Source organism: Nocardioides albus (assembly GCF_014648255.1).
Taxonomy (GTDB): Bacteria; Actinomycetota; Actinomycetes; order Propionibacteriales; family Nocardioidaceae; genus Nocardioides; species Nocardioides albus.
The window spans coordinates 105,506-132,043 of sequence record NZ_BMQT01000002.1 but is presented as its reverse complement, the minus strand read 5'-3'; the positions used below and the strand labels follow the sequence as shown (position 1 = coordinate 132,043).

Genomic DNA, 26,538 nt, shown 5'->3' with positions numbered 1-26,538 from the left:
AAAATTCTTGCCCCTCGACGTTCTGCCACATGGCACAACCTGAGCTGATTGTGTCAAGCAAACCGGCGGTTGCGTCAACCCTGGCCGTTGCGGAGGAGGCTGGCGCGGCGTACGAGGCTGGATCCGAAGCGCTCGGCGACCTGGTCCACGGCGCGATCGGCGTCGGACCAGCCTCGTTCCCGCTCGCCGAGCACCAACTGGCGGTCGGTCCCCTCACGCTCGACCAGGTGCTCGACCCGGACCCCGACCAGGCGTAGCGCCCGGCCACGGAGGTTCAGCTCGTCGTAGAGACGGACGACCGTGGCGTGCACCTCCTGGGTGACATCGGTGGGGTCGGGCAGCGTGCGGGAGCGGGAGATCGTCTTGAAGTCGGTGAACCGGACCGTCAGGGCGACCGTGCGGCCGACCGTGCCTGCCTTTCGCATCCGGCGCGTGACGCGGGCCGAGAGGCGCAGCAGCTCGCGGACGATGTCCTCGCGGTCGCTCAGGTCGTGGCCGAAGGTCTCCTGGGCCCCGGTTGATCGGTCCGGCAGCTCCGGACCCAGCCGCCCGGTCAGCTCGCGCCGGTCGGTGCCGGTGGCGAGCCGGTGAAGATGGCCACCGAGGCGCCGGCCGAGGATCTGGTGGAGGGTCGGGACCGGGGTGCGGGCGAGGTCGCCGACCGTCTCGAACCCGAGCCGCCTGAGCCGGGTCCGGGTGCTCGGGCCGACGCCGTAGAGCTCACCGACGTCGAGCGGGTGGAGGAAGCCGGGGATGTCCTCGGGGCGGACGACCACCACGCCGTCCGGCTTGGCCTTGCGGCTGCCGACCTTGGCCACGCTCGGCGTCGGCGCGACGCCGACCGAGCAGGTGATCTTGAGCTCCTCGGCGATCTGGCGCCGGATCCGCTGCGCGATCTGCTCGGGGCTCCCGAAGAGCAGGGTCGCCCCGCTGACGTCGAGGAACGCCTCGTCGACGCTGACCACCTCGACCAGCGGGGTGGCGCGACGGAAGATCTCGCGGACCTGACGGGAGACCTCCGCGACCTCACCGAAGTCGAGACGGACCGAGACGAGCTGCGGGCACAGCCGCCTCGCCATCGAGCCGGGCATCGCGGCATGGATCCCGTAGGCCCGGGCGGGATAGTTGGCGCAGGTCACCACGCCTCTGGCATGTCCCCCGACGACGACCGGCTGGTCCCAGAGATCGGGCTGGTGCCTGATCGCCACAGACACGAAGAAGGCGTCCATGTCGACATGGAGGATCGGGGTGGCTTCCGGAGCGCCAGCGGAGGAGGTCACCCCGATCCTCCAAGGACGCGGACCAGCGCTGACTCGGCGCAAATGTCCCGCCGGAGCGCTAGCGGAGGTGGGACATTTGCGCCGCGTCGGCGCCACCCGGCGAAGCGAAGCGAGCCGTAAGCAAAGCGAAGCGAGCAAGCTGCGAAGCGAAGCGAGCTAACCCCGAAGCGAAGCGACCAGGTGCACCTGCGAAGCCATCGGCAGATAGTCCGCCCGAGTAGAAGCCCGCTGCTCGAGCTCGACGAGCGCGGAGGTCGCACCCGGATCCGCATCGAGCAGCGACCCCGGAACATGATCCACGAACACACGTACGCCACGAACGTCCGTGACCTCGAACCTTGCCGCCTCGAGCAGCCCACGAACCTCGTCGAGCGAGAACCGGCGCCCCGAGCGCCCCTGCGGGGCGGTGTCGTCGAGGAGCTCGGCGGCCTGCGCGAAGTGACCGGCAAGGGCACGGGAGAGAACGGCGGCGGTGCGCTGGGCGACCAGCAGGCTGAGCGTGCCGCCGGGACGGAGCACCTCGCGGATCCCCGCCAGTGCCGCCGCCGGGTCGGGGACGACCTCGAGGACGCCGTGGCAGAGCACCACGTCGGCGCCGCCGGGGTCGGCGACGTCGGAGAGTGCGGCGAGGTCACCCTGGCGCGCGTCGACCGAGACGCCGGCCTCACGGGCGCGCCGGTCGAGCGCGGCGAGCGCGTCGGGGCTGGGGTCGACCACGGTGACCCGGTGACCGAGCCCAGCGATGCGTACGGCGGAGGTGCCGGTGCCACCACCGATGTCGAGGACGTCGACCGAGCCGGAAGCCAGGATCGGGTCGAGCGCGTCCCAGACGGCGATGGTCCGGGCGCCTGCCCGACGACCGGTTGATGCGGAGCCAGCTGCCATGGTGCCAAGCGTAGGCCCTGTGCCCACCTCACCTGAATCAGCCCACGAGGCGGTCGTGCCGGGGCCGGGTGACCACAGAGGTGTGGGCCATCAGCCCGAGCGACTCCTCGACGACGGCGAGGAATCGGTCGGCGTCACGCACCTGGTCGTCGGCCTCCTCCGCGGTGACGGCCCGGATCGAGCCCGCCTCCGCGGCGGCGCGCTTGGCGGCGCCGGCGGCGAAGTAGTCGGCCCACTCGGAGAGCTCGGGCGCCACCTTCTTGAGACGGACCCAGGCGTTCCAGGGACGGCGACGTCCGGCGCGACTGGCGGCCTCGACGGGGTCGGTGCGGGCGGCGATCAACGCGGCGGCGGCCTGGAGGGCTGCGACGTGCGCGATGGCGTACCTGCTCGGCACGTCGCCGGCCACGATGGCTTCCGAGAGGGTCTCGGTGGCGCGGAAGAGGTAGTTGTGTGTCGTCGCCGGAAGCAGATGCATCGGGGTCGTCCTTCTCGCTCAAAGGTCGACCCCGCAGTGGACGGCTCCGGCGGGCGCCGGGGGTCGAGGACGACACCCGCCAGAGCCTGGGTGTTCGAACATCTGTTCGAACACAGGATCAAACTACACCCCGCCACCGACAGTCACAAGGACGTACCGGGACGGGGTGTGTCGAGAAGCTGTTGCGGGCCGCTCAATCGTCGGCGACAGCGCCGCGGATCTGGTGCGGCGGGTGGATGTAGCGGGTGTTCGCCGGGAGCCACATGACCACCAGCAGAGCCACGGCGATGACGATCGCGACCGCGGTGAGCACGCTGATAATCACCGGCGGGCCGGTCAGGATGCCGCCGACGCTGGCCACGGCGGAGATGAACACCAAGAAGGTGATCGTGATGCGGGCCCACTCGAAGCCGTTACGGAGGAAGACCGCGAGCACGCCCATCATGGTCGCCATCACCCCGAACAGGGTGATCGCCGGGGCGATGAAGGCCGGCGCGCTGACCCGGTTGTCGGTGGGCGGGTTGATCAGAGCCTCGAGCCCTTCGGTCTCCAGGATGCGCTTGGCCGAGGGGTTGCCCTCCGCCCACGCGCGCACCAGGTCGTCGGAACGCAGCACCATCACCACGACCACGACGGCACTGAACGCGATCAGTCCGATGATCAGCCGGATCGCCCACGTCATCTCCCGCGGCGCAGGGTCGGCCGCGAGGGCGGCCACCTCAACGGCAGCCTCCGGGTCCTCGTTCACGACCACACCTTCGTTCTCGTCGGGTGTCGTCATGGTCATCCGGTCTCCTTGCCACGTGGGGGTCTGTATCGGTCAACCCATTCTGCCGTACGGGATGCAACCAGGGTAAATACCGAGATCGGCGCTCGATCCGCGACGCAGCCGGGTCTCGACCCGCTTCGGGGAGGCGTACGCCAAGATGTCCCCATGGAATCTCTCGCGCTGACCTTCTCCAGCGGATGGGCCAGTGGCATCAACGCCTACCTGGTCGTGCTGGTGCTCGGCGTCGTGCAGCGCACGACCGGAGCCGAGGAGATCCCCGACGTGCTCGGCACCTGGCCGGTGCTCGCGGCCGCGGGGGTGATGTTCGCGATCGAGTTCGTCGCGGACAAGGTGCCCTACATCGACTCGACCTGGGACTCGATCTCCACGGTGATCCGGCCCACGATCGGCGCCGTGATCGGCGTCCTGCTCGCCGGTGAGGCCGACTCGCTGAACGCGGCCGTCGGCGGCGTCGTGGGCGGCACCTCGGCGTTCATGTCCCACCTGGTCAAGGCCAGCGAGCGGCTGGCGGTCAACTCCTCCCCCGAGCCGGTCTCCAACTCGGTGGTCAGCCTGGCCGAGGACGGCCTCGTCCTCGGCGTGGTGTGGTTCGCGACCGAGCACCCGCTGGCTGCCGCCGGCATCGCCGCCGTTCTGCTGGCGGCCGGGCTGGTGCTGGTGTACTTCATCGTCCGCACCGTTCGCGGCGGCTGGCGCAGACTCACCCGCCGCGGAAGACGGGGTGCCCCACCGCCGGAGGGGCCCTCCGACGGCGCCACCAAGCCCTACCCCGTCCAGTGAGCGAGCGCCAGCGAGTGAACAGTAGGAACAACACGTCGTCGCGTCCGTACTCTTGCGCTTGCGCTACGGAGGTGGCGACGTGACCAGAGTCGTCGTTCTCGGGGGCGGGTACGCCGGGATGGCCAGCGCGGCGAGGCTGGCCAAGCTCGGCCACTCGGTGACCCTGCTCGAGGCCTCCGGTCAGCTCGGCGGCGCGCTGGTGCCGGTACGCGAGGAGGGGTTCACCTGGGACGCCTCGGCGACCTCGACGCTGCTGCCAGCGGTGATGCGCGACCTGTTCCGCAAGTCCGGGCGACCCGCGGAGCGCGAGCTCGAGCTGGTGCCGATGGACGTCATCCGCGAGCACCGGTTCGCCGACAAGACCTCGGTGGCGGTGCCCGGGGGCACCCGCGGCGCCCAGCTGGCGGCCTTCGACGAGCTGGGCCCGGGCATGGGCCAGCAGTGGACCGACTATGTCGCCAGGTTCAGCGAGGACTGGGAGGTGCTGCGCCAGCACTACTTCGAGGTGCCGTGGGAGCCCTCGGCGCTGCCCGCGGCCGTCGCGGAGCGGTTCCGGTCGCGCGAGACCCTCCACAAGCGGCTGCGCAAGACGTTCAAGGACGAGCGGCTCCGGCTGGTCGCGGCGCACCCGTTCGTCGCGGCGGGGCAGGAGCTGCGTGACGTACCTGCCTGGGCGGGGCTCACCGCCTATCTCGAGCAGCGCTTCGGCGTGTGGCGGATCGAGGGCGGGATGAGCGTGGTCGCCGAGGTGCTCGCCGCCCGGATGGCGACCCGCCGGGTCTCGGTGCAGACCGCGACCCAGGTGGAGGACATCGTGGTCCGCGACGGACGCGCGGTCGCGGTCAGCACCACCGCCGGCGAGATCGACGTCGGCGCCGACGGCGCGGTCGTGGTCGCCTTCGACCCGCGCTCGCTGCCCGCACTGCGGCCGCTGGTGGACCGCACCCTGCCGGCGATCCCGCCGATGACGTTCCACCTCGGGCTCTCCTCGTTGCCCGAGCACCTGCTCGACCTGCCCGACGAGCTGGTCCTGCACGGAGAGCCCACCCTTGTCGTACGCACCCGCGGGCTCGCGCCCGAGGGCCAGCACGCCTGGACGGTCCACTCCTACGGCAAGCTGATGGAGGACGTCCTGCTCGCGCTGGCCCGCCACAAGATCGACCTGCGCGAGCACGTGGTGCACCGTGTAGACCTGGGCGCCGCCGAGCTCGTACGCCGCTGGCGCGGGTCCCCGCTGGGCGTGAAATGGGTGGGACGGAGCACGGTGTTCCAGCGCCTCGGTCCGCGCACCCCTGTCCCGAACGTCTATGCCGCCGGTGCCCACGCCACGCCCGGCTCCGGGCTGCCGTTCACCGGGCTGTCCTCCGCGCTGGTCGCGCAGTCGATCGGGCCTGCCGAGAAGTGAGCGCAGGCTAGGGCGTCACGTTGAGCTTGGCGAAGATCTCCAGCGTCGCCTTGGAGCGGTTGAGCGTGTAGAAGTGCAGCCCCGGAGCGCCTCCGTCGAGGAGCTCCTGGCACAGCTCGGCGGCCACGGCGATCCCCTCGGCACGGATGTCGGCGGGCTCCGGGCCGGCGGCAGTGAGGCGCTCGACGATCTCCTCGGGGACCTGGGCGCCGATCAGCTCGCTCTGACGGCGGATGGCGGCGAGGTTCAGGATCGGCATGATCCCGGGCAGGATCGGGATGTCGACCCCGCGGGCACGGACCCGGTCGACGAGGCCGAAGTAGTCGGCCGCGCGGAAGAACATCTGGGTGACCGCGAACTCGGCGCCGGCCTCCGCCTTGGCGACCAGCACGTCGGCATCGGTCTCGAGCGACTCGGCGCTCGGGTGGCCCTCGGGGAAGGCGGCGACACCGATGCGGAAGTCGCCGCGCTCCCGGGCCAGCCTCACCACGTCGATCGCATAGTCGAGTCCGCCCGGCGTCGGGGTCCAGTCGGCGCGCGGCCCCTCGGCGGGGTCGCCGCGCAGCGCCATCACGTGCTCGACACCCTTCGCCGCGTAGGAGTCCAGGATCCCCGCGACCTCGTCACGGGTGTGGCCGACGCAGGTCAGGTGGGCGACCGGCAGCAGCTCGGTCTCCGCGGCGATCCGGCCGGTGATGGCGACGGTCTTGTCACGGGTCGAGCCGCCGGCGCCGTAGGTGACGCTCACGAAGGTCGGCCGGTAGGGCTCCAACGTACGGATCGCGTTCCACAGCTGCTCCTCACCGGCCTCGTCCTTGGGTGGGAAGAACTCGAAGGAGAACGAGCGCTCGCCCTCGTTGATCAGCTCCGCGAGGGAGCGTCCACGTCCGGTCACCATCGGACCATCGTAGGCAGTGGCCTAGGCTCAGAGAGTGAATGAAACGTGGGACGCCGATGAATTCCGCCGTCGCGTCCAGGGGGCTCTGGACACCTTCCTCGCGATGCAGACCGAGCGGCTGGCCGCGCTCGGGGACGAGGTCGAACCGCTGCTGCGCCGGGCCCGAGAGTCGATGTCCGGTGGCAAGCGGCTGCGCGCCGCATTCTGCTACTGGGGCTTCCGCGCCGTCCACCCCTCCCCTGCTCCGGCCGAGGAGGAGTCGCTCGTACGGGCGGCCGCCGCGCTCGAGCTGCTCCAGGCCTCGGCTCTCGTCCACGACGACGTCATCGACGACTCCGACACCCGGCGCGGCGCCCCGGCCGCGCACCGCGCGTTCGAGGCGGACCACTCCGCGGCCGGCTGGCCCGGGCGGTCCCGTGCCTACGGGGATGCCGCCGCGGTGCTCCTCGGAGACCTGCTGCTGACCTGGTCCGACGAGCTGCTGCGTACCTCTGGCTTCGGGGCTGCCGAGACCGCCGCCGCGCTCTCGGTGTTCGACCACACGCGGAGCGAGGTCATCGCCGGGCAGTTCCTCGACATCACCGTCCAGGCCCGTGGTGTCGCGGACGTCGAGGCCGCGATGAAGGTGGTGCGCTACAAGGCGGCCAAGTACTCCGTCGAGCGCCCCCTCCACGTCGGCGCCGCCCTCGCAGCCGCCTCCGCCGACCAGATCGAGGCGCTCTCGGCCTACGGCCTGCCCGTCGGCGAGGCCTTCCAGCTCCGCGACGACCTGCTCGGTGTCTTCGGCGATCCGTCCGTCACCGGCAAGCCCGCCGGCGACGACCTCGTCGAGGGCAAGCGCACCGTCCTGGTCGCCCTCGCCCTGACCGGCTCGGCTCCCGCCGAAGCCGATCTCCTGGACCGCTCCCTCGGCCAGCCGCTCACCGAGGACCAGGTCTCCACGCTGCGTACGATCATCGCCTCCTCCGGCGCCGAGCAGCAGGTCGAGAAGACCATCACCGAGCTCGCCGACCAGGGCCTCACCGCCCTCGACGACGCCAGGACGTCACGAGTCCTCGACGCGAACGCCGCCGAAGTCCTCCGCGCCCTCGCCACCGCCGCCACCCAGCGCACCCTCTGACGCCGAGACGTCACGTACGTCGGCCGAGACGTCACGTACGTCGGCCGAAGCGTCACTCCGGTCGGCCGAGACGTCACCTGGATGCCATCTCGGTCGACCGGAGTGACGTCTCGGCCGACCTAACTGACGTCTCGGCTAGAGCGAGGTCGCGGGCATCTCGAAAAGGACCTTGTCGGACGGTTCGTCGGAGCCGCCGACCGGTTCCATGGTGACCATCAGGTCGCCGTCCTCGACAGGTACGGCGACCGACATCTCCTCGCCCAGGACTCCGGCGGACTCCATCCCGGCGGCGGTGTGCCACCAGACCTGGTAGGTCATGCCGGTGGGACAGTCGAGGCGGGCAGCGTCCACGGCAACCATGTGCATCTCTGGCGACATCGCGACCATCAGCTCACCGTCGGAGGTGTCCTCCTTGTGCATCTTCGCGTCCGGGGCCGAGATCACCTGGGCGGCGGTCATGGTGGGCGGATCGTCGTCTCCCACGACCACTCCGACGCTCACCCCGACGCCGATGAGCAGCACGGCGGCCGCGGCCACCGCGAGCGCCAGCCACCGGCGGCGTGGCCGATCCGCAGCCACCACGGGTGGCAGCTGCGGCGTCTGGGAGACGGTACGCAGCACCTGGGCGCGCAGCGGAGCGGGCGGTGTCGCGGCGACCCCACCGGCCAACGATGCGGTCGCCGGCCGCAGCGAGTCGACCTCCTCGCGGCACTCGGCGCAGGCCGCCAGGTGGGCCTCGAACTCTGCACGCTCCCTCGGTTCCAGCGCGTCGAGGAGGTAGGCACCGAGCAGTCCGTGTACGTCAGGCGCCATCGTGAGTCCCTCCCTCGGCCTCTGCCTGGGCCAGACAGTCCCGGAGACGGATCAGCCCGTCCCGCATGCGCGTCTTCACCGTCGACAGCGGCCGGCCGAGCATCTCCGCGACCTCGGGGTAGGTGAAGCCCTGGTAGTAGGCGAGCCGCACGGCCTGCGACTGCAGCGGCGTGAGCGACTCCAGGCAGCGGCGTACGCCATCGTGCTCCGAGGCCGTGACCACCGCGTCCTCCGGGCCGGCGACCTCGACCGGCTCGCGCCGGGCGACGTGTTCCTCTCGCGCACGCGAGGCCTCCGAGGAGCGCACGGTGTCCACCGCACGCCGGTGCGCGATCGTCAGCACCCAGGTCCGCACAGAACCACGCGACGCGTCGAACCGAGCAGCCTGGCGCCACACCTCGGTGAACACCTCCTGGGTCACCTCCTCCGCGCGGGAGGGGTCCCGCACCACCCGCCGCGCCACGCCGAAGACGAGCGGAGCCAGATCGTCGTAGATCCGTCCGAAGGCGTGCAGATCACCACCCGCGACCGCGGCGAGCACCCCCGCCGCGTCCAGGCCGTCATCCGGGTCGCGTGACGACTCCTCGCCCACGACCCGCAACGCTCGCCGCACGCGCACTCCCTCCTACAGAATCGACAGCTCTCACCACGGATTCGCAGCCGAAGAGTGGGAGGATTGGTCCCATCCGAGCATCGAGCAGCCACGAACCCACAGCATGACATCCCGCACGCTCCCGAGCCGCCCCGTCGTCGGCCCTGTCGCCGGGGTGGCCTCCGGCGTACTCGGCCTCGGCATCGCCGAGCTCATCGCCGCCCTCGCCGGCGGCGCCTCTCCCCTGCTCGCGCTCGGCGACCGGGTCATCGACCTCACCCCGCGCTGGCTCAAGGAGGCGGCGGTCGCCACCTTCGGCACCGCCGACAAGCCGATCCTGCTGGCCTGCGTCGCGCTCGTGACGCTGGGCCTGCTCGGCGTGGCCGGTGCCCTGGCCGTACGCCGCCTCGCGCTCGGCGTAGGCATGCTGCTGATCCTCGGCGCCGTGGACATCGCCGCCCTGCTCGCCGACCGATCTGGAAACGGGACAGCAGGGATCATCGCGCTGCTGATCGGGCTGGCCGCCGGCATCACCGCACTGGTCCTGCTGACCCGACGCCTGAGGCAGGCCTCGCGGACCGGCGCAGCCATCGAGGCGGAGGCACCCGACGGGTTCGACCGCCGTAGGTTCCTGGTGGCGGCTTCGGCCGTGACCGCGGTGGGGGTGGCGAGCGGGGTCGGCGCGAAGGTGGTCACCGGCCGCCGCCACCCGGCGACGAAGGTCGCGATCCCCGCGACCGTCTCTCCCGCCGCGCCCCTCCCGGCGGGCGCGGAGCTCCGTATCGATGGCCTCACGCCCCACCTGACCCCGGTCGAGGACTTCTATCGGATCGACATCGCCCTGCTCACCCCACGCCTCGATGTCGCCGACTACCGGCTCAAGATCCACGGCCTGGTCGACAACCCCGTCGAGCTGACCTACCAGGACCTGCTCGCGATGCCGCTCTACGAGCGCCGGGTGACGATCTGCTGCGTCTCCAACGAGGTCGGCGGCGACCTGATCGGCAACGCCACCTGGACCGGCGTACGCATCCGCGACGTCCTCGCGCGGGCCGGCGTCGATCCTGATGCCGACGCGGTGAAGTCCACCGGTGCCGACGGCATCACCATCGGCACCCCGCTCGAGGCGCTGACCGACGGCCGCGACTCGCTGCTCGCGATCGCCCAGGACGGCGAACCCCTGACCCGCGACCACGGTTTCCCCGTCCGCATGGTCGTCCCCGGCCTCTACGGCTACGTCTCGGCGACCAAGTGGCTCACCGAGCTCGAGGTCACCCGCTTCGCCGACTTCCGCGCCTACTGGACCGACCGCGGCTGGTCTGCCGAGGGCCCGATCAAGACGCAGTGCCGCATCGACCTGCCCGGTGAAGACGTCATGCCCGGCAAACGGACCGTCGCCGGCGTCGCCTGGGCGCAGCACCGCGGCGTGAGCAAGGTCGAGGTACGCATCGACGACGGTCCCTGGCAGCCCGCCGAGCTCGCCGCCGAGGACAGCATCGACACCTGGCGTCAGTGGACCTACCGCTGGGACGCGACCGAGGGCGAGCACCGGGTCCAGGCGCGTGCCTTCGACCGCACCGGCGAACCGCAGACCGACTGGGAGGCGCCGCCCGCTCCCGACGGAGCCACCGGCTACCCGACCCGAACCGTCACCGTCGGGTGATCAGCCCAGATCGGTCAGATCGGTCTCCGGGCCGTCCCCGCGCAGCAGCACGGTGAACGCCGGCCGGTCCTCGGAGATCTCCGCCGCACGGTCCGTGAGGACCCGGACGATCTTGTCGAAACCAGCACGATCTGCGTACGCAGCGCTCCCCCACGTCTCCCACAGCAGCACCGTCGGCGCAGCGAGGTCGCGCAGCGAGTCCCACAGCGCGTCGAGGTTGCGGCCGAAGTGGGCCGGGAACCCGAGTGCGGCGCCGATGGCGGCCAGCACCTCGTCCTTGGTCTCGGCGACGTCGGAGACCTCGGCCAGCGACCAGCCGGCCGCAGCCACCGAGTCGGCGAGATCAGCAGCCGCCAGCTCGGTGTGCCAGCGATAGACGCCGGGATCGGTCCTCCCGGCAAGAAGACCTGCCAGTCCGCTCATTCCCATCACCCCCGGTCGATCCGTGAGAACGACTCGTAGTGGTCCTCGGTGTAGTAGAACTCTCCACCCTCACCGGTGACGATACGCCGCGCGCCACGATCTTCGGAGCCGGGCGTGGGCACCGTGAATTCGGCGTAGTAGCCCGACGCCTCGTCCGGCAGGATCCCCTCGCGGTTGCCGAAGGTGCTCCCGTCCTTGCCCGGATACGGGAACGGGCCGCCCGCGTCGATCAGCTCCAGCGTCTCCACCCCTTCAGGTGGCAGGTCCGACTCCGCGATCCAGGCGACCCCGCTCTCGGGGTCGGTGCCGCTCTTCTGGCCCTCCCCCGAACCGGACCCGTCTCCGGATCCACCACCGCATCCGGCGAACAGCGCCAGCGCGACTGCGAGCAGCAGGCCAACCAGGGCAGACTTCGACCTCACGGGTTCCTCCGAGACGTACGGGACCGGGCTCGGCCTAGAGTGCCATGGCCTGAGCCCGGCGCTTGACCTCCGACCCGCGGTTCTCACGAAGTGCGTCGATCGGGCGGCCGGGCAGATCGTCGTCGAGGAAGAGCCAGGCGATGATCTCGCGGTCGTCGTAGCGTCCGTCGTGGAGCACGTGCAGCAGCCCGCCCAGGCCCTTGACCGGCAGACCGTCCTGGATGAACAGGGCCGGGATGTGCTGGCCCTTCATCCCCGGAGGAACCGCCGCGGCGAGCTCGTGCTCGCGGATCATGGTGCGCACCTTCCCCACGGTCACACCGAGCTGCGACGCGGCCGTGGCCCAGTCGATCCACTCATCCACCAGGACACCCAGATCCTGCTCGGCCAGCCGCAATTCGCTCATAACAATCACATTACCGGCCCGGGTAGCCACTGCGGAAAGTCGTGAGTCGGACCCGCTGGTCCGTACCATTGCCCGGTCCGGAATACTTCTCCAACCGGAGACAGGAGGATCGCGTGGCTAGTGAGGCGGACCCCCGTGACAGCGTCGTCGGACGCCACGGCGGAGGCTCGGCTACCGCATCCGACCCCCTTCTGGGCAAGGTCTTGGGGATGCGTTACCGGATCGTCGAGAAGGTCGCCAAGGGCGGGATGGCGACGGTCTACGTCGCCCACGACACCCGGCTGGACCGCATCGTCGCCGTCAAGGTCATGCACCAGGACCTCGACGAGGAGGGCAACTTCGCCGACCGGTTCGTACGCGAGGGCAGGTCTGCCGCGAAGCTGTCCCACCCCAACGTGGTCGCCGTCTACGACCAGGACGAGGACGACGGCGTCGCCTTCCTCGCGATGGAGTACATCGAGGGCCACACCCTGCGCGACACGATCGCGTCGCAGGCGCCGCTGGGCGCCGCGAAGGCGCTGGCGTACGTCGAGCCGATCCTGAGCGCGATGACCGCGGCGCACGCGGTCGGGATCGTGCACCGCGACATCAAGCCCGAGAACGTGCTCATCACCACCGGCCCCGGCTCGATCTCGCAGCGGGTCAAGGTCGCCGACTTCGGTCTGGCGCGGGTGATGACCAACAACTCCAACGACGCCACCACCGGCAACCTGGTCGGCACGGTCTCCTATCTGGCGCCCGAGCTGGTCACCGAGTCCAAGTCCGGGCCGCGCAGCGACGTCTACGCCGTCGGCGTCGTGCTCTACGAGCTGCTCACCGGGCGCAAGCCCCACAGCGGACCGTCCCCGGTCGACATCGCCTACAAGCACGTCCACGAGGACATCCCGCCGCCGTCGAAGGCCGCGCCCGGAATCCCGCGATACGTCGATGCGCTGGTCGCCCGCGCGACCGCCCGCGACCCGGAGCTGCGCCCCGCCGACGCCGGCGTGCTGCTGCGCATGGTCACCCGCGTCATGGCCACCCTGTCGGCGGGCATCTTCGACGACCCCGACCTCACCGCCGACCTGGCGCTCCCCACCGCCGGCGCAGCCGACGACGGGACTCGGGCCGCCGATTTCCCGGCACGTACCCACGACGAGTCCAGCGCCGAATCGACCGCGGTCCTGCCCGCGCTCGGCCTGGGACCCTCCGGTCCGCCGCCGGGCCGTCCTTCGGGCCCGCCGGGACCGCCTCCCGTCGGCCTCCCCTCGGGCGCACGGCTCTCGCTGAGCGAGCCCGAGGAGAACGTACGCATCGCTCCCACCCCCAAGCAGCCGAAGCAGCGTCGAGGCATGCCGGCGCCCTGGAAGGGTCCGATCGCGATCACCGCCGCCGTGGTCGCCGTCGCCCTGGTGGCGACCGGCATCTGGTGGTTCGTCGACGGCCGCTACGAGCGGGTGCCGTCGGTGGCCGGCCTGAGCAAGGCGGCGGCGACCACGGAGCTGCAGGAGGCCGGCTTCGAGGTCACGGCCAACACCGAGTTCTCCGAGACGGTCGACAAGGGCGTGGTCATCGACTCCGACCCCGGTCGCGGCCACAAGGCGCTCCCCGGCGCGACGGTCGAGATCAGCGTGAGCAAGGGCGTGGAGGAGTATTCGGTGCCCAAGGTCAAGGGCATGCTCGCCGACGATGCCCAAGACCTGATCCAGGATGTCGGGCTCAACGTCGGCGATCCGATCAAGAGGTTCAACGACAATGTCCCCGAGGGCCACGTCATCAACTCCCAGCCCCGACCCGGCACGCTGGTGCGCCCCGGCAAGGCCGTAGTCCTCGTGATCAGCAAGGGCCCGGCACCCGTCGACATCATCGACTGGACCGGCCGCAGCGCCGAGCGAGCCAAGAAGTCGCTGGAGGCCGACGGCCTGAAGGTCGAGATCACCGAGGAGGAGAACCAGGAGATCCAGCCCGGCACCGTGCTCAGCCAGAGCCCGAGCTCCGGCACGCTCCCCAAGGGCGAGACCGTGACGCTGGTCGTGGCCAAGGGCCCGGCCGCGGTGCCGGTCCCCAACGTCGTCGGCGCCGACAAGGCGACCGCCCGACAGGCACTCGAGTCCGCCGGGTTCCAGGTCACGGAGTTGCCGGAGGCAGAGATCATCCTCGGGCTGGGCTACGTGACGCGTCAGGAACCCGCGAGCGGTGAGGCGCCCTACGGCTCCATGATCACGATCTGGCTGAACTGATCTTGACCCTGAGAAACCCGATCGGCACCCACGTACAGGTCGGCAAGGGCCTCGTCGCCGGTGCCCTCGCCAACACCGACGCGGTCGGTGGCGAGACCCTGCAGATCTTCGTCGGCAACCCGCGGGGCTGGGCGCTCTCGGCCGGCAAGCCGGCCGAGGACAGGGCCTTTCGGGCCGAGCTCGAACGGCGCGGGATGCGTGCCTTCATCCACGCTCCCTACCTGGTCAACCTCGGCTCACCGACCCCGGCGACGTACGAGAGGTCGGCTGCCCTGGTCGCGCACAACCTGCGCCGGGCCGCCGAGATCGGCGCCGAGGGCGTCGTCATCCACACCGGCTCGTTCGTCTCTCCCGAGGGCGACGCGGTCGAGAAGCACGCTGCCGCGATGAAGCAGGTACGCGAGGCGCTGCTCCCCGTGCTAGACGAGATCTCTGCCGACGACGCTCCCTGGCTGCTGCTGGAGCCGACCGCCGGGCAGGGACGGTCGCTGTGCGCGGGTGTGGAGGATCTGCCCACCTACCTCGACGCAGTCGACTTCCACCCCAAGGCCGGGATCTGCCTGGACACCTGCCACGTCTTCGCCGCCGGGGCCCCGCTCGACGAGCCGGGTGGGGCCACCGCATGCGTCGATCAGATCGTCGAGATCGGCGGCCCCGGGCGGCTCCGGCTGATCCATGCCAACGACTCCAAGGACGTACGCGGCAAGCATCTCGACCGCCACGAGCAGATCGGTCGCGGCCACATCGGCACCCGGGCTTTCGAGGAGCTCTTCGCTCATCCGGCGACTGCCGGGGTGCCCTTCATCCTCGAGACGCCGGGCTCCCGCGACGCGGACAACCCCGACATGGCGCTGCTCCGCGATCTGCGCGCATCGGCGCACCGATCGGACAGGTGACCACCATGTTCGGCCTGGACACTCCCTCGCTCGGCACCTGCGGACGAGCTGGCTCACCGCTCGCCCTCACTCCGGTCGTCTACGCTGGGAACTGCACGAGAGTGATCTTCGACGCCATGGGGGTGGCATGACCAGCTGCGCACAGTGTGGACACCGGTTCGCTGATGAGCCCACGTGTCCGATGTGCGGTCTCGAGGTCGCCACGGAGCCCGACCGAGCCGCCGAGGCCGACTCCATCGATGTAGAGGAAAGGACGCCACCCGTGTCCAGTGCTGAAGCGAAGCCCGAAGCCACGCACGCTGCTGCGAACGACGACAGTACGCCGGGGTCCGACGAGCCCAACGAGTCGACCGTGATCCGGAAGCCGGCCGCGTCGACCGCCCCGGAGGCGATCGACGACGTTCCCGAAGCGGAGCAGACCTCCCTGAGCCTGCCCCGGATCAGCGCCTACGGCGACGACAACCTGCCCGGCCCGGCGTCGTCGGCCGCGGTTGCGGAGGACGAGCCCGCCGAGCGCACCTCGAGGCGCACGTCCCCCGACGTCGAGGAGCGCCTCGACACCGACGACGAGCCGAACGAGTCCACTGCGGTCCGTTCGGCCTTCGCACCACCGACCACACCGCCGCCGGCGCAGAGGCCGACCGGCACCGACGCCGTGATCCCTGATCCGGAGCCGTCGCCGCTCCCGGACCCCTCGCCCTTCCCAGACCCGAGCCCTGACCCGAGCCCCGTCCCGGAGCCCGAGCCGGTCCCGGAGCCCGAGCCGGTCCCAGGGCCCGAACCCGTCCCCGCCCCGGAGCCCGTCCCAGGGCCCGATCCTGTCCCCGGCCCGATCCCCGAGCCGGAGCCGGTCTCCGAGGCCACGGCCGAAGCTGCGTACCGACCCTTCGTCGAGCCCTCCGGGACGCTCGTGCAGGAGTCGCGGAACGGGAAGGCGCGTCATTGGGCCCCGCCTTCGGAGGCGGTGCCGGAGGAGACCTCGACCGATCAGGTCTACGACACCCAGCCCGCCTATGCGACCGGCTACGCCGAGGAGGCCTTTGCCACCGAGGGGACCAACGACTGGCAGAGCGGTTATGGATACGTCGGCGAGCAGGAGCCTCTCGAGCAGGACTTCGGCGACTACGGCGCGCAGCAGGAGTACGTCTCCTCCCTGATGGCCGGCGAGGCCGAGGACAACCCCTCGACCTGGGTCGTGCTGCTGTGGGTAGGCGCCATCTTCATGATCGTGACGCTCGTGCTCGGCATCTGGCTGATGACGCTGTAGCCCGGCGTCCTGCACATGCCGAGAATCATCGTCGCCGAGATCGACAGCACCGAGCAGCGCGCCGTCGCCGTCGACATCTGGCGGGCCGCCAATGCCGCTCGTCGGCGCAACGCCACGGCGGGTCGGATCCGCAGGGTTGAGGGGAAGCTGGCAGCGGCCGAGCTCGCGTTGCTCGCCCATTACGGCCCTCGCCCCGCGGGAATGCTGGTGGCCGAGACCTACCTCGTCGACGGCGTCCCGCTCCCCGGCTACGGCCACCTCTCGATGGTCTTCGTCGACCCGGCGGTCTGGGGTTCTCATGTCGGCACCGAGATGATCCGCGACCTCCAGTCACGCGACTGGGAGGGCCTCAGCGTGTGGACCCGCACCGACAACCGGCGCGCCCAGCGTCTCTACGAGCGCACCGGCTTCACCGACACCGGCAACCGCAGCACCCTCCGCGACGGCGAGGAGATCATGCAGTTGGCCTGGGCGCGGGACTAGCGGGAGCGGAGCATCTCGGCGACCTGAAAGGCCATCTCCAGGGACTGCACACGGTTCAACCGCGGGTCGACGACGGACTCGTAGCGGTGCACGAGGCCGGCCTCGTCGAGCTCCTCGCCGCCACCGATGATCTCGGTGACGTCGTCGCCGGTGTTCTCCACCAGGATGCCGCCGGGGACGGTGCCGAGGGCGTGGTGGACGTCGAAGAAGCCCTGGACCTCGTCGAGGACGTCCTCAAAGCGGCGGGTCTTGTAGCCGTTGGAGGTGGAGAAGGTGTTGCCGTGCATCGGGTCGGAGATCCAGGTGACGTTGACGCCCTCGGCGGTGATCTTCTCGACCAGCCCGGGCAGCCCGTCGCGCACCTTCCCCGCGCCGAAGCGAGTGATGAAGGTGAGCCGGCCCTCTTCGTTCTTCGGGTTGAGCTTGGCGGCCAGCGCGAGCGCGTCGTCGGGGGTCGCGGTGGGGCCGAGCTTGCAGCCGATCGGGTTGTTGAGGTGGCGGAAGTACTCGACGTGGGCGCCGTCGAGCTGCCGGGTGCGCTCACCGATCCAGACGAAGTGGCCGGAGACGTTGTAGGGCGTCTCGGTGCGCGAGTCGATGCGGGTCATCGCGTGCTCGTACTCGAGCAGCAGCGCCTCGTGGGAGGAGTAGAAGTCGACCCGGTGGAACTCCTCCGGGTCGGCGCCGATGGCCTCCATGAACGCGATCGCGCGCTCGATCTCGGAGCCCATCGCCTCGTACTTCGCACCGACGGGCGAGTTGCGCACGAACTCGGAGTTCCAGGTGTGCACCTGGCGCAGGTCGGCGTAGCCGCCGGTGGTGAACGCGCGCACGAGGTTCAGCGTCGAGGAGGAGGCGTGGTAGACGTCCAGCAGCCGCTGGGGGTCGGGGATGCGGGACTCCTCGGTGAACTCGAAGCCGTTCACGGCGTCGCCGCGGTAGGCCGGCAGGGTCACCCCGTCGCGGGTCTCGGTGTCGGAGGAGCGCGGCTTGGCGTACTGCCCCGCGAGCCGGCCGATCTTCACGACCGGGACGGAGGCGGCGTACGTCAGGACCACTGCCATCTGCAGCAGCACGCGCAGCTTGTTGCGGGTGTTGTCGGCGGTCGCCTCGGCGAAGACCTCGGCGCAGTCGCCGCCCTGCAGGATGAACGCCTCACCACGGCCGGCGGCGGCGATCGAGCTCTTGAGCTGGTCGCACTCCCCCGCAAAGACGAGCGGCGGCTGGTTCCTCAGCTTCTCGACCGCCGCGGCCAGCGCGGCCGGGTCGGAATAGGTCGGCTGCTGGAGGGCTCCGATGGCGTGCAGCTGCTCGAGAGAGGGGAAGGCGTCGTTCACGAGGCTCAGGGTACGCGGATAGGACGGTGGTTACGAAGTCATCTCAGACACGACAGGGCCGGCGCACCTCCCCATCGGAGAACGTACGCCGGCCCCGGCCGAAGTCACCCGGTTACTTGTCGTCCTCCGGGTTGACGTCCATGTGCTCGATGTCCTGGAAGTGCGGCGGCTCATCGTCCTTGTTGGCGAACTTGTTGATCAGCCAGGTGACCGCCCACAGGATCAGTCCGATGACCATCAGACCGCCGGCGATCTCGTAGACGATGCCGTCGCGGTCGACCCACGGGCCGGCCAGGTAGACGCACAGCAGGGCGGCAACCGGAGCCACCCACTTCGGCGCGGTGAAGAACACCTTGTCCGTGTCGCCACGTCGGTTGCGCAGGACCACAGCGGCGACGTTGACGATCGCGAACACGCACAGAAGGAGCAGCGCGGTCGTGGAGCCGAGGTTGGAGACGATGTTGCTGTCCGGGTCGCTGGAGACGTACCAGATCAGCAGCAGCGCCAGCACCGTGGTGAAGATGATCGCGATGTAGGGCGTGCGGCGGCCGGGCAGAACCGCACCCAGCTGCTTGGGCAGCACCCGCTGCTTGGCCATGCCGTAGACCAGCCGGCTGGCCATCAGCATGTTGATCAGCGCGGTGTTGGCGACGGCGAAGACCGCCAGGAACGGGAAGACCTTGTCGATCGGGAAGTCCGGAGCGCCCTTCTCGACCACCTCGAGCAGGGCCCGGCCCTCGGACTCACGGATGGTCTCGAGCTCACCCGGGCTGAGCACGCTGACCACCGAGATGGCGACCAGGATGTAGAGGAGCGCGGCGGCGCCCAGGCCCATGAACATGGTGCGCGGGAAGATCCGCTCCGGCTCCTTGGTCTCCTCGACCATGTTGACCGCGTCCTCGAACCCGACCATCGCGAAGAACGCCACCGAGGTCGCCGCGGTGACCGCGAAGACGGCGCCCATGTTGTTGTAATCCTCGAAGGAGACCAGCTCGGCCATGTCGGCCTTGCCCTGGGCGATCACGAAGAAGCCGACACCGATCACGATGCTCAGCGCGACCATCTCGACGATGGTGAGGATGATGTTGAACTTCACGCTCTCGCCCACGCCACGCAGGTTGATCAGCGCGAGCAGGACCATGAAACCCAACGCCACCAGGGTGACGACGCCTTCGCTGGGGGCGTCCATCCAGCCGTTGATCTCCAGGCCGCCGAAGAAGTTCTGCGCCAGCGTGTTGGCCGATGTCGACGCGCTGGTGATGCCCGAGCAGGCGACCGCGAAGGTCACCATGAAGGTGAGGAAGTGGATGCCGAACGCCTTGTGGGTGTAGAGCGCGGCACCGGCGGCGCTGGGATACTTCGTCACCAGCTCGAGGTAGGAGAAGGCGGTCATGGTGGCCACCACGAACGCGAGCAGGAACGGCAGCCACAAGATGCCGCCCACGTATCCGGCCATGGTCCCGGTCACGGCGTAGACGCCGGCTCCCAGGATGTCACCGACGATGAAGAGCAGCAGGAGCCAGGGCCCCATCACTCTCTTCAGCTCGGGGGTTTCTTCTTTCGTCACGGTTGTCATGACGTCCTTCCTGGTCATGATCGAAACTCAGTTCCGAAATTGGGATGAAGGGATCCCTCAATCAAAGCCCAACGTTGCCGTCAGGTGTACGACAATTCGTAAACACGCCGTAACCGGTCGAAATTTCACGGATAGGGTCGCGCCATGACCTTCTCCATCGTCGCCAGAGCAGTTGATCCAGGCACCGGGGAGCCCACCTGGGGTGTGGCCGTCGCTTCGAAGTTCCTGGCCGTCGGATCGGCCGTCCCGGCCGCCGTCGCGGGCGTCGGAGCCATCGCCACCCAGGCCGAGGCCAACGTCGCCTACAAGGGTCTCGCGCTCGCTCATCTGGACGAGGGTGCGACCGCTTCGGTCGCTCTCGAGCGGCTCTTGGAGGAGGACGAGCGCCGCGACCACCGTCAGGTCGGCATCGTCGACGTCGACGGCAACGCCGCGTCCCACACCGGACCGTCCTGCTTCGACTGGGCCGGCGGTCTGACCGGCTCGACCGAGGACGGGGCGTACGCGATCCAGGGCAACATCCTGACCGGTCCCGAGGTGGTCGAGGCGATGGAGGCCGCCTGGCTCGCGTCCTCCCCCGACGAGCCGCTTCAGCGCCGGCTGCTGGCGGCCCTGGCCGCGGGCGACGAGGCCGGCGGCGACAGCCGCGGACGGCAGAGTGCCGCCCTTCTGGTCGTGCGCGAGGACGCCGGCTACGGCGGCAACGACGACATCGCGGCCGATCTGCGGGTCGACGACCACGCCGCGCCGATCACCGAGCTGAAACGGCTCCTCGACCTCAGCGACCTCTATCTGACCGCCTCGACCGAGGCCGAGAAGGTTCCGGTCACCCCGCAGATCGAGGCCGAGCTGGAGACGTACGCCGCGGCGCAGGGCGCCTCGGGGTTCCTCGCCTGGGTCGCCACCGAGAACTACGAGATGCGGGTGGCCGAGGATCTGTCCTGGATCGACCGGCGCATCCTCGACATCATCAGGACCCCGAAGTGAGTGCGATCCTGGCCATCGACGCCGGCACCACCGGTGTCACCGCGCTGATCGTCACCGAGAAGGGCGAGGTGGCGGCCAGGGGGTATGAGGAGTTCGACCAGCACTTCCCCAGCCCGGGCTGGGTCGAGCACGTCCCGGAGGGGATCTGGCAGGCCACCCTGGAGGCGTGCCGTACGGTGCTGGCGGCCCACGGCAAGGACGACCTCGTCGGCATCGGGATCACCAACCAGCGCGAGACGGTCGTGCTGTGGGACCGGGAGACTCTGGGGACGCCGCGACGCGCGATCGTGTGGCAGGACCGGCGTACGACGGCGATGTGCTCCGCGATGGCCGACCACGACGCCCGCGTCCGCGAGCTGACCGGGCTCCGCCTGGACCCGTACTTCAGCGCGACCAAGCTGGCCTGGATCCGCGAGAACGAGCCGCACACCTGGGCCCATGTGGAGTCGGGGCGCTACGCGATCGGCACCGTCGACTCCTACCTGATCGCCCGGATGACCCGAGGGCTCCATCACGTCTCCGACGTCTCGAACGCGTCCCGCACGCTGCTGTTCGACATCAACACCAACGACTGGTCCGACGAGCTGTGTTCGCTCTTCGGCGTGCCCCGAGACGCGCTGCCCGAGATCGGCCCCAACTGGGGCGAGGGCGTGGTCACCGACCCTCGGTCCTTCCTGGATCTCTCGCTGCCGATCGCCGGTGTGGCCGGCGACCAGCAGGCCGCGCTGTTCGGGCAGGCTGCCTTCGAGGTCGGTGACTCCAAGTGCACCTACGGCACCGGCTCGTTCGTGCTGACCAACACCGGCACCACACCGCAACGGTCGGACTCCGGACTGCTCACCTCGCCGGGCTGGATGTCGCCCTCCGGCGAGGTCACCTACGTCCTCGAGGGCTCGATCTTCGTGACCGGCGCCGCGGTGCAGTGGTTGCGTGACGGGCTGCAGATCATCGGCTCGGCCGCGGAGACCGAGGCGCTGGCGCGCACCGTGACCTCCTCCGAGGGCGTCGTGTTCGTGCCCGCCCTGACCGGCCTCGGCGCGCCCCACTGGGACCCCGACGCCCGCGGGACGATCATCGGCATCACCCGCGGCACCACCCGTGCCCACATCGTGCGGGCGACCCTGGAGGCGATCGCCTTCGAGGTACGCGACGTGATGGCCACCATGCCGACACCCGTCGCCTCGCTCAACGTCGACGGCGGTGCGGCCGCCAACAACCTGCTGTGCCAGCTCCAGGCCGACCAGCTCGGGGTCGACGTCTCTCGCCCCCGCTACGTCGAGACCACCGGTCTCGGGGCTGCGTTCCTGGCCGGTCTCGGGGTCGGCGTGTGGTCCTCGTTCGACGAGATCCGCGACACCTGGGCGCTGGACCGCACCTTCTCCCCCGACAGCTCGCGTCGCGATGCGGCCGATGAGGCGTACGCCTCCTGGACCAAGGCCGTCGACCGTTCCCGTCAGTGGGCCTGATCCACGTTGACCCGGATCCTGCATCTCTCCGACATCCACGTCTCCGCCGGCGGCCCCGACATGGACGGCGTCGATGCCGTGGCTGCGCTCGAGGGCATCTTGCGCGACGCCCGCCACGTACCCGGCCTCGACGCGGTCGTCGTCAGCGGCGACATCGCCGATGATGGATCGGCCGAAGGCTGCCGCTCGGTCCTGGATCGGGTGGGTGCGTTCGCGGCCGAGCGTGGCATCCCGCACATCTACTCGACCGGCAACCACGATGCCCGCGGGCCGTTCCGCGAGGTGCTCGGCAGCGGACACCGCGACCCCGACGGGAGCGACCGCGGCCGCCTGCTGCATCCCGACTCGGATCTGTGCGCGGCGGTCAGCTTCCTGGGTGAGCTCCGGATCGTCACCGTGGACAGCTTGGTCCCGGGGAAGCCCCACGGCTTCCTCGACGAACACCAGCTCGCCTGCCTCACCGAGGAGCTGGCCACGCCGACGCGTGACGGCACGATCCTCGTCCTCCACCATCCGCCCCTCCATCTCGCGTCCCTTCCGTGGGTCGCCGACGTCGTCCTCCAGAACATCTCGACCCTGGGCCGCGTGGTCCGCAGCAGCGACGTACGCGTGATCCTCGCCGGACACCTGCACTTCCAGGCCAGCGGCTTCCTCGCCGGCGTACCCGTCTGGGTGACCCCCGGCGTCGTCACCCGCATCGACACCACCGCACCGCCACATCTCGTACGAGGCGTGCTCGGCGCCGGCGCCTCGGTCGTCGACCTCGTCGACCCCGCCTCCCCCGCCTTCCACGTGATCTCCGCCCGCGACCCCCGTGCGGGCGAGCAGATCTACCTCTACGACGCCGCGTCCGGAGAGGACATAGCCGAGGAGGGCTGAGAGCTGATGCTGATCGCCGAGGAGGTGATTCTCCTTTCCCTCGACGACGCCGGAAACATGCCGCCGCGGGCGCGGACCGGGAGCACAAGGACGCACTGCAACGGCAGGTCATGGGCGACCGTGGCCGTCCGAACTGCACTCCGGCCGGTTGGAAGCGGAGCAGGAGACCCGCCCCGCGGTGAAAGCCCCACCCAAGGTTTCAACGGCGAAGGCAACGCTGGGTGGTGAACCAGACCAGCACCGCAAGCTCACGCGGCGAGGTCGTGGTCGAGGAGTACGTCGCGCAGCACGAACTCTGCTGTTGACAGCGGCGGTGGCTCCGGTTGCCAGGCCTCGGGTGGTGGGCTGGTGTAGGTGTGCCCGGTGGGTGTGATGGTGATGATGCTGCCGTCTGGTCCGGGTCTGGCTTGCCAGCCGAGGGCTTCCTTGGCTTGATTGCATCGCTCGCACAACCCTTGGAGGTTCTCGGCGCTTGTTGCGCCGCCGTCTGCGTGGCGTTCGACGTGGTCGACGTTGCGGATCGGGGCGTCGCAGCCGTTGGTGCGGCAGATCCCGCCGTCGCGGGTGGCGATGAACTCGGCGAGCCCGTCGGGCGCTCTCCGGGCTCGGGATTCCATCGCGACGAGCTGGCCGGCGGGGTCGGTGAACAGTCGTCGCACGAACACCTCGGCGTCGTTGAGTGCTTCGCGGGCCCAGCCTGCGGGGACGGGTCCGTAGCCCTCGATCATGGCGGGCTGGTTGCTGTCGTTGGTGAGGGTGTCGGCGGTCATCACGATCTTGACCTCGATCCGAGGCTTCACCCCTTCGGTGCCCGCGCGTCCGGTGACTCGGTCGATGAGGGTGTCGGCCATGACCTGGCCCCGGGTTCGTTCATCCCCGGCCGCTTGGGCGGCTTTGGCGGCCTGATCCAATGCTGCGTAGACAGCGACACCGTCCTTGACCGGCAACAAAGCACCGAGCCAGGTCATCGTGTCCGGTGCCGGCCGGACACTGACCCGACGGTCTTTCTCCGCGCTCGCAGCACGAGCCACGACGGATTCCTGGTCGAGGGTGATCGCGAGCTTCTTCGCGGCGTTCTCGAGCTGTTTGAGCCCCATCGACACGACCGCCGGCGGTTCGCCGCCGGGGTCGAGAGCGCAGAGTTGGTAGTCGATGACGCGGCGGTCCTCGACTGAGAGGCAGGCGGTTTCGCGGGCGAGGATGGTGGCCTGCCACTGTGAGAACAACCCGGCTTTCATCAATGCGAAGGTGTGTGGCATCTCCGCCACCAACACCTTCGCCAGCCCCAACGCGCTTGCACCTTTGGCGGGTGAGATCCGTCGCGCCAACGCGACCTGGGAGGCGACCCCTTCGCCGAGCTTGCGGGCAGGAACCCCAGCCTCAGCCTGCCGGGTGCGGACAGCGTCCTCGAGACGTACCGCCGCTTCTGCCTGCACCGCCTCGGCGACGCACTTGACCTCTTCGAGCCGAGAAATCCAGTCGACCAATTCCCCCTCGGACGCACCCACAGGTGGCCCGGCAAGGAGCTGGTCGACGATCTCGTTCATACCCCCAATTATATGCGAAACAGCACGTCGCCGCTACCTGTTTATGCTGGTCAACCCCGGATTACGCGGTCCGCGAACATGTAACGTGATCTCCGCGCCACACCCTCGCCGCCGCCCCGATACTGGCGAAATCTTTTCTCGATCGGGTGCCGGGTCAAGGACCGCGAACGCGGCCGGCGAAGCCGGCGGGCCGAAGGCCCGTCCTTGACGCGGCGCATGATCGAGAAACAATCAATCAAGGGTCGGCGGCGAACCCAGAAACGAAGAAACGGTCACATTGGCAAGGTTTCCCGAACCAACCGTGTTGGTCTCGACACGCCTCCGCCTAGCGGCTCCGGCGGCTCGACCAGCGGGAGATGGGTCTCGACCAGCGGGAGATGCGGCTCGACAAGCTCGACCAGCACAACCGGGACAGACGCGCCGACCCGACACCGAGCAGACGAACCATGACACCCTCCCCAGGTGGCATTTTCCTACCGCACAGCAACCCCAGAAGACATCCCAGCCCTGACCGCGATCATGGACAAGTCGATCGCAGAGCTCCAACAAGGGTTCCTGACCACAGAACAGATCATCTCGAGCAAGACCGTGATGGGCATCGACACCCAGCTGATCGAAGACGGCACCTACTTCGTGGTCGAAGAGGACCACGAGATCGCCGGCTGCGGCGGCTGGAGCAGAAGGGCGACGCTCTACGGCGGCGACCACACCCCGGGCAGGGAGCCAACGCTTCTCGACCCGGCCAGCGACCCAGCCAGAGTAAGAGCGATGTACACCAACCCCGCCTTCGCCCGGCGCGGCGTAGGCAGGCTGATCCTGGAGCTCTGCGAGCAGGCAGCAGCGGCGGAAGGTTTCACGACCCTGGAGCTGATGGGCACCCTGTCCGGCGAGCCGCTCTATCAGGCATACGGCTTCGAGCCGGTCGAGCGGATCACCGACGACCGCGGCGGCGCCCCTGTCCCGCTGGTCCGGATGCGTAAGAGCATCTGAACCGGCGACCGGGGCACCTACCCACCGAGCCGCTCGACCTCCGCCACGGCAGCGTCACGGGCCGCGGCAGCCTCCGACACCGCGGTCTCGGCCGAGTCACGAGCGTCCTCCGCCTCGGTGAGCTCGTCCTCGACCTCGAGCGCGGCCGCCTCCAGGTCGGCCAGCCGTCGGCGTAGGTCTTCCATCTCCGACTTCACCTGGAGCGAGCGGGCCTCGACGTCCTTGAAGGCCGACGCCGCCCGGTCGCGCTCCTTCTCGGCCCCGGACAGCGCCGCGGCCGCCTCTTCGAGCGCCTCGCGGGCCTCGTCGAGTGCGGCCGTGTCAGGCAGGTCCGGGACTGCGCGCAACGGCTCTCGGGGCGGCGGGACGACCTCGGGGACCTCGAAGCCCAGCGCGTCCGGGAGGGCGACGGCGGCCGCGGCGTCGACGGCGTCGACCCCGGTGGCGGACAGCGCGGAGACGAGCAGACCGCTGCGTACGGCCTGGGCGGCGGACTCGTCGATCATGGCCGCGGTCAGCGTGGCCTCGACCTGGGTGGCCACCGCCTCGGTCACCCGCAGACCGTGCTCACGCGCGAGCCCTCGGGCACGAGTCGTCACCGCCGCGGTCAGCTGTCGTCGCTGCTTGGTGAGCTCGCGCAGCTGAGCGGCATCCATGCCCTTCTGCGCCTCGCGCAGCAGCGCGCCGACCGAGATCACCTGCTCGACCTGCTCGGTCTCGTAGCGGACGAGCAGGTTCACCACCCACGCGGCGGTCGCGGGCTTCTTCAGCGTCTTGACGGAGCCTGCCAGCGGCGTGCCCTTCAGCGCCTTGGCTCGCGCGTCCCGCTCCGGGGTGAAGTCGGCCAGCGGCAGCCCGTAGAGCTCCGCCGCGATGTCCAGCAGCTCGGGGGCAGGTGCGTCGTCGCTCATGTCCGCCATCTCAGCACGTCGCGGG

26 protein-coding genes are annotated in these 26,538 nt (G+C 69.9%); 12 read left to right on the top strand and 14 right to left on the bottom strand.

Annotated features, from left to right (window positions below):
* Positions 1-74 precede the first annotated feature (74 nt).
* The 4 genes from dinB to IEY84_RS03950 form a co-directional block, all read right to left on the bottom strand.
* The gene (gene dinB / locus IEY84_RS03965) at positions 75-1,280 is read right to left on the bottom strand and encodes a DNA polymerase IV (RefSeq protein ID WP_183545307.1); all 1,206 of its coding nucleotides are present in this window, start codon (positions 1,278-1,280) and stop codon (positions 75-77) included.
* A 156-nt stretch (positions 1,281-1,436) separates the two neighbouring features.
* On the bottom strand, positions 1,437-2,165 hold the full coding sequence (locus tag IEY84_RS03960; RefSeq protein WP_221208751.1) for a methyltransferase domain-containing protein: 729 nt from the start codon (positions 2,163-2,165) through the stop codon (positions 1,437-1,439).
* Between the two features lie 37 nt (positions 2,166-2,202).
* Positions 2,203-2,643: an SAV_6107 family HEPN domain-containing protein gene (locus tag IEY84_RS03955; RefSeq protein WP_183545309.1), complete on the bottom strand. Its 441-nt coding sequence runs from the start codon at positions 2,641-2,643 to the stop codon at positions 2,203-2,205.
* Between the two features lie 193 nt (positions 2,644-2,836).
* Positions 2,837-3,430, bottom strand: a complete 594-nt coding sequence (locus tag IEY84_RS03950) for a hypothetical protein (RefSeq protein WP_183545310.1) — start codon at positions 3,428-3,430, stop codon at positions 2,837-2,839.
* Between the two features lie 147 nt (positions 3,431-3,577).
* Between IEY84_RS03950 and IEY84_RS03945 the strand changes: the two genes are divergently transcribed.
* Both IEY84_RS03945 and IEY84_RS03940 read left to right on the top strand, forming a co-directional pair.
* Positions 3,578-4,213 carry a DUF4126 domain-containing protein gene (locus IEY84_RS03945; RefSeq protein WP_183545311.1) on the top strand — a complete coding sequence of 212 codons (636 nt, stop codon included), beginning with the start codon at positions 3,578-3,580 and terminating at the stop codon, positions 4,211-4,213.
* Between the two features lie 79 nt (positions 4,214-4,292).
* Positions 4,293-5,618, top strand: coding sequence for a phytoene desaturase family protein (locus tag IEY84_RS03940; protein ID WP_183545312.1), 1,326 nt, complete (start codon positions 4,293-4,295; stop codon positions 5,616-5,618).
* Positions 5,619-5,625: 7 nt separating this feature from the next.
* Here the strand turns inward: IEY84_RS03940 and metF are convergent, their stop codons facing one another.
* Positions 5,626-6,516, bottom strand: coding sequence for a methylenetetrahydrofolate reductase [NAD(P)H] (gene metF / locus IEY84_RS03935; RefSeq protein WP_183545313.1), 891 nt, complete (start codon positions 6,514-6,516; stop codon positions 5,626-5,628).
* Between the two features lie 34 nt (positions 6,517-6,550).
* Here metF and IEY84_RS03930 point away from each other — a divergent pair, with 34 nt between their 5' ends.
* Positions 6,551-7,636, top strand: a complete 1,086-nt coding sequence (locus IEY84_RS03930) for a polyprenyl synthetase family protein (RefSeq protein WP_229788304.1) — start codon at positions 6,551-6,553, stop codon at positions 7,634-7,636.
* 135 nt (positions 7,637-7,771) lie between these two features.
* On the opposite strand, the gene IEY84_RS03925 is transcribed toward IEY84_RS03930, so the two are convergent.
* A complete protein-coding gene (locus tag IEY84_RS03925) occupies positions 7,772-8,449 on the bottom strand; it encodes an anti-sigma factor (protein WP_183545424.1) in 678 nt (225 codons plus the stop codon).
* Positions 8,439-9,062 carry an ECF RNA polymerase sigma factor SigK gene (gene sigK / locus IEY84_RS03920; protein ID WP_229788299.1) on the bottom strand — a complete coding sequence of 208 codons (624 nt, stop codon included), beginning with the start codon at positions 9,060-9,062 and terminating at the stop codon, positions 8,439-8,441. The genes IEY84_RS03925 and sigK overlap by 11 nt, the downstream gene beginning before the upstream one ends.
* Positions 9,063-9,165: 103 nt before the next feature.
* Between sigK and IEY84_RS03915 the strand changes: the two genes are divergently transcribed.
* Positions 9,166-10,704: a molybdopterin-dependent oxidoreductase gene (locus IEY84_RS03915; RefSeq protein ID WP_183545314.1), complete on the top strand. Its 1,539-nt coding sequence runs from the start codon at positions 9,166-9,168 to the stop codon at positions 10,702-10,704.
* On the opposite strand, the gene IEY84_RS03910 is transcribed toward IEY84_RS03915, so the two are convergent.
* The 3 genes from IEY84_RS03910 to IEY84_RS03900 are packed head-to-tail and all read right to left on the bottom strand — an operon-like array spanning position 10,705 to position 11,955.
* On the bottom strand, positions 10,705-11,127 hold the full coding sequence (locus IEY84_RS03910; protein WP_183545315.1) for a barstar family protein: 423 nt from the start codon (positions 11,125-11,127) through the stop codon (positions 10,705-10,707).
* A 5-nt stretch (positions 11,128-11,132) separates the two neighbouring features.
* Positions 11,133-11,549: a guanyl-specific ribonuclease gene (locus tag IEY84_RS03905; protein ID WP_183545316.1), complete on the bottom strand. Its 417-nt coding sequence runs from the start codon at positions 11,547-11,549 to the stop codon at positions 11,133-11,135.
* A gap of 34 nt (positions 11,550-11,583) precedes the next feature.
* Positions 11,584-11,955 carry an Rv2175c family DNA-binding protein gene (locus IEY84_RS03900; RefSeq protein WP_183545317.1) on the bottom strand — a complete coding sequence of 124 codons (372 nt, stop codon included), beginning with the start codon at positions 11,953-11,955 and terminating at the stop codon, positions 11,584-11,586.
* 41 nt (positions 11,956-11,996) lie between these two features.
* On the opposite strand from IEY84_RS03900, the gene pknB reads away from it, so the two are divergent.
* The 4 genes from pknB to IEY84_RS03880 all read left to right on the top strand — a co-directional run bounded on the left by pknB (position 11,997) and on the right by IEY84_RS03880 (position 16,820).
* Positions 11,997-14,174 carry a Stk1 family PASTA domain-containing Ser/Thr kinase gene (pknB, locus tag IEY84_RS03895; protein ID WP_373292281.1) on the top strand — a complete coding sequence of 726 codons (2,178 nt, stop codon included), beginning with the start codon at positions 11,997-11,999 and terminating at the stop codon, positions 14,172-14,174.
* Between the two features lie 2 nt (positions 14,175-14,176).
* Positions 14,177-15,070 carry a deoxyribonuclease IV gene (locus IEY84_RS03890; RefSeq protein ID WP_229788297.1) on the top strand — a complete coding sequence of 298 codons (894 nt, stop codon included), beginning with the start codon at positions 14,177-14,179 and terminating at the stop codon, positions 15,068-15,070.
* Between the two features lie 262 nt (positions 15,071-15,332).
* Entirely contained in the window at positions 15,333-16,337 is a 1,005-nt protein-coding gene (locus IEY84_RS03885) for a hypothetical protein (protein WP_183545319.1), read from the top strand.
* A gap of 15 nt (positions 16,338-16,352) precedes the next feature.
* Positions 16,353-16,820 (top strand): GNAT family N-acetyltransferase, encoded by a 468-nt coding sequence (locus IEY84_RS03880; RefSeq protein WP_183545320.1) that lies wholly within the window; start codon positions 16,353-16,355, stop codon positions 16,818-16,820.
* On the opposite strand, the gene IEY84_RS03875 is transcribed toward IEY84_RS03880, so the two are convergent.
* Positions 16,817-18,157 (bottom strand): class II 3-deoxy-7-phosphoheptulonate synthase, encoded by a 1,341-nt coding sequence (locus IEY84_RS03875; protein ID WP_183545321.1) that lies wholly within the window; start codon positions 18,155-18,157, stop codon positions 16,817-16,819. The genes IEY84_RS03880 and IEY84_RS03875 overlap by 4 nt on opposite strands.
* A gap of 112 nt (positions 18,158-18,269) precedes the next feature.
* Positions 18,270-19,733: an APC family permease gene (locus IEY84_RS03870; protein WP_183545322.1), complete on the bottom strand. Its 1,464-nt coding sequence runs from the start codon at positions 19,731-19,733 to the stop codon at positions 18,270-18,272.
* A gap of 144 nt (positions 19,734-19,877) precedes the next feature.
* On the opposite strand from IEY84_RS03870, the gene IEY84_RS03865 reads away from it, so the two are divergent.
* The 3 genes from IEY84_RS03865 to IEY84_RS03855 are packed head-to-tail and all read left to right on the top strand — an operon-like array spanning position 19,878 to position 23,065.
* A complete protein-coding gene (locus IEY84_RS03865) occupies positions 19,878-20,720 on the top strand; it encodes a DUF1028 domain-containing protein (protein WP_183545323.1) in 843 nt (280 codons plus the stop codon).
* On the top strand, positions 20,717-22,186 hold the full coding sequence (locus tag IEY84_RS03860; protein ID WP_183545324.1) for an FGGY family carbohydrate kinase: 1,470 nt from the start codon (positions 20,717-20,719) through the stop codon (positions 22,184-22,186). Before IEY84_RS03865 ends, IEY84_RS03860 begins: the two co-directional genes overlap by 4 nt.
* A gap of 6 nt (positions 22,187-22,192) precedes the next feature.
* Entirely contained in the window at positions 22,193-23,065 is an 873-nt protein-coding gene (locus tag IEY84_RS03855) for a metallophosphoesterase (protein WP_183545325.1), read from the top strand.
* A 248-nt stretch (positions 23,066-23,313) separates the two neighbouring features.
* On the opposite strand, the gene IEY84_RS03850 is transcribed toward IEY84_RS03855, so the two are convergent.
* Positions 23,314-24,612 (bottom strand): HNH endonuclease, encoded by a 1,299-nt coding sequence (locus IEY84_RS03850; RefSeq protein WP_183545326.1) that lies wholly within the window; start codon positions 24,610-24,612, stop codon positions 23,314-23,316.
* A 462-nt stretch (positions 24,613-25,074) separates the two neighbouring features.
* Between IEY84_RS03850 and IEY84_RS03845 the strand changes: the two genes are divergently transcribed.
* On the top strand, positions 25,075-25,602 hold the full coding sequence (locus IEY84_RS03845; protein ID WP_229788294.1) for a GNAT family N-acetyltransferase: 528 nt from the start codon (positions 25,075-25,077) through the stop codon (positions 25,600-25,602).
* Between the two features lie 17 nt (positions 25,603-25,619).
* Here IEY84_RS03845 and IEY84_RS03840 read toward each other — a convergent pair whose 3' ends face one another.
* Positions 25,620-26,513, bottom strand: coding sequence for a hypothetical protein (locus IEY84_RS03840; RefSeq protein ID WP_229788292.1), 894 nt, complete (start codon positions 26,511-26,513; stop codon positions 25,620-25,622).
* Between the last annotated feature and the right edge of the window lie 25 nt (positions 26,514-26,538).

Bases quoted from the DNA above. Each gene is read 5' to 3' on its own strand.
- IEY84_RS03880 (WP_183545320.1), top strand. From the start codon at position 16,353: ATGCCGAGAATCATCGTCGCCGAGATCGACAGCACCGAGCAGCGCGCC.
- IEY84_RS03955 (WP_183545309.1), bottom strand. From the start codon at position 2,643: ATGCATCTGCTTCCGGCGACGACACACAACTACCTCTTCCGCGCCACC.
- IEY84_RS03950 (WP_183545310.1), bottom strand. From the start codon at position 3,430: ATGACCATGACGACACCCGACGAGAACGAAGGTGTGGTCGTGAACGAG.
- IEY84_RS03900 (WP_183545317.1), bottom strand. From the start codon at position 11,955: ATGAGCGAATTGCGGCTGGCCGAGCAGGATCTGGGTGTCCTGGTGGAT.
- IEY84_RS03850 (WP_183545326.1), bottom strand. From the start codon at position 24,612: ATGAACGAGATCGTCGACCAGCTCCTTGCCGGGCCACCTGTGGGTGCG.
- IEY84_RS03910 (WP_183545315.1), bottom strand. From the start codon at position 11,127: ATGAGCGGACTGGCAGGTCTTCTTGCCGGGAGGACCGATCCCGGCGTC.
- IEY84_RS03870 (WP_183545322.1), bottom strand. From the start codon at position 19,733: ATGACAACCGTGACGAAAGAAGAAACCCCCGAGCTGAAGAGAGTGATG.
- IEY84_RS03945 (WP_183545311.1), top strand. From the start codon at position 3,578: ATGGAATCTCTCGCGCTGACCTTCTCCAGCGGATGGGCCAGTGGCATC.
- IEY84_RS03840 (WP_229788292.1), bottom strand. From the start codon at position 26,513: ATGAGCGACGACGCACCTGCCCCCGAGCTGCTGGACATCGCGGCGGAG.
- IEY84_RS03865 (WP_183545323.1), top strand. From the start codon at position 19,878: ATGACCTTCTCCATCGTCGCCAGAGCAGTTGATCCAGGCACCGGGGAG.
- metF (WP_183545313.1), bottom strand. From the start codon at position 6,516: ATGGTGACCGGACGTGGACGCTCCCTCGCGGAGCTGATCAACGAGGGC.
- IEY84_RS03960 (WP_221208751.1), bottom strand. From the start codon at position 2,165: ATGGCAGCTGGCTCCGCATCAACCGGTCGTCGGGCAGGCGCCCGGACC.
- IEY84_RS03925 (WP_183545424.1), bottom strand. From the start codon at position 8,449: ATGGCGCCTGACGTACACGGACTGCTCGGTGCCTACCTCCTCGACGCG.
- IEY84_RS03915 (WP_183545314.1), top strand. From the start codon at position 9,166: ATGACATCCCGCACGCTCCCGAGCCGCCCCGTCGTCGGCCCTGTCGCC.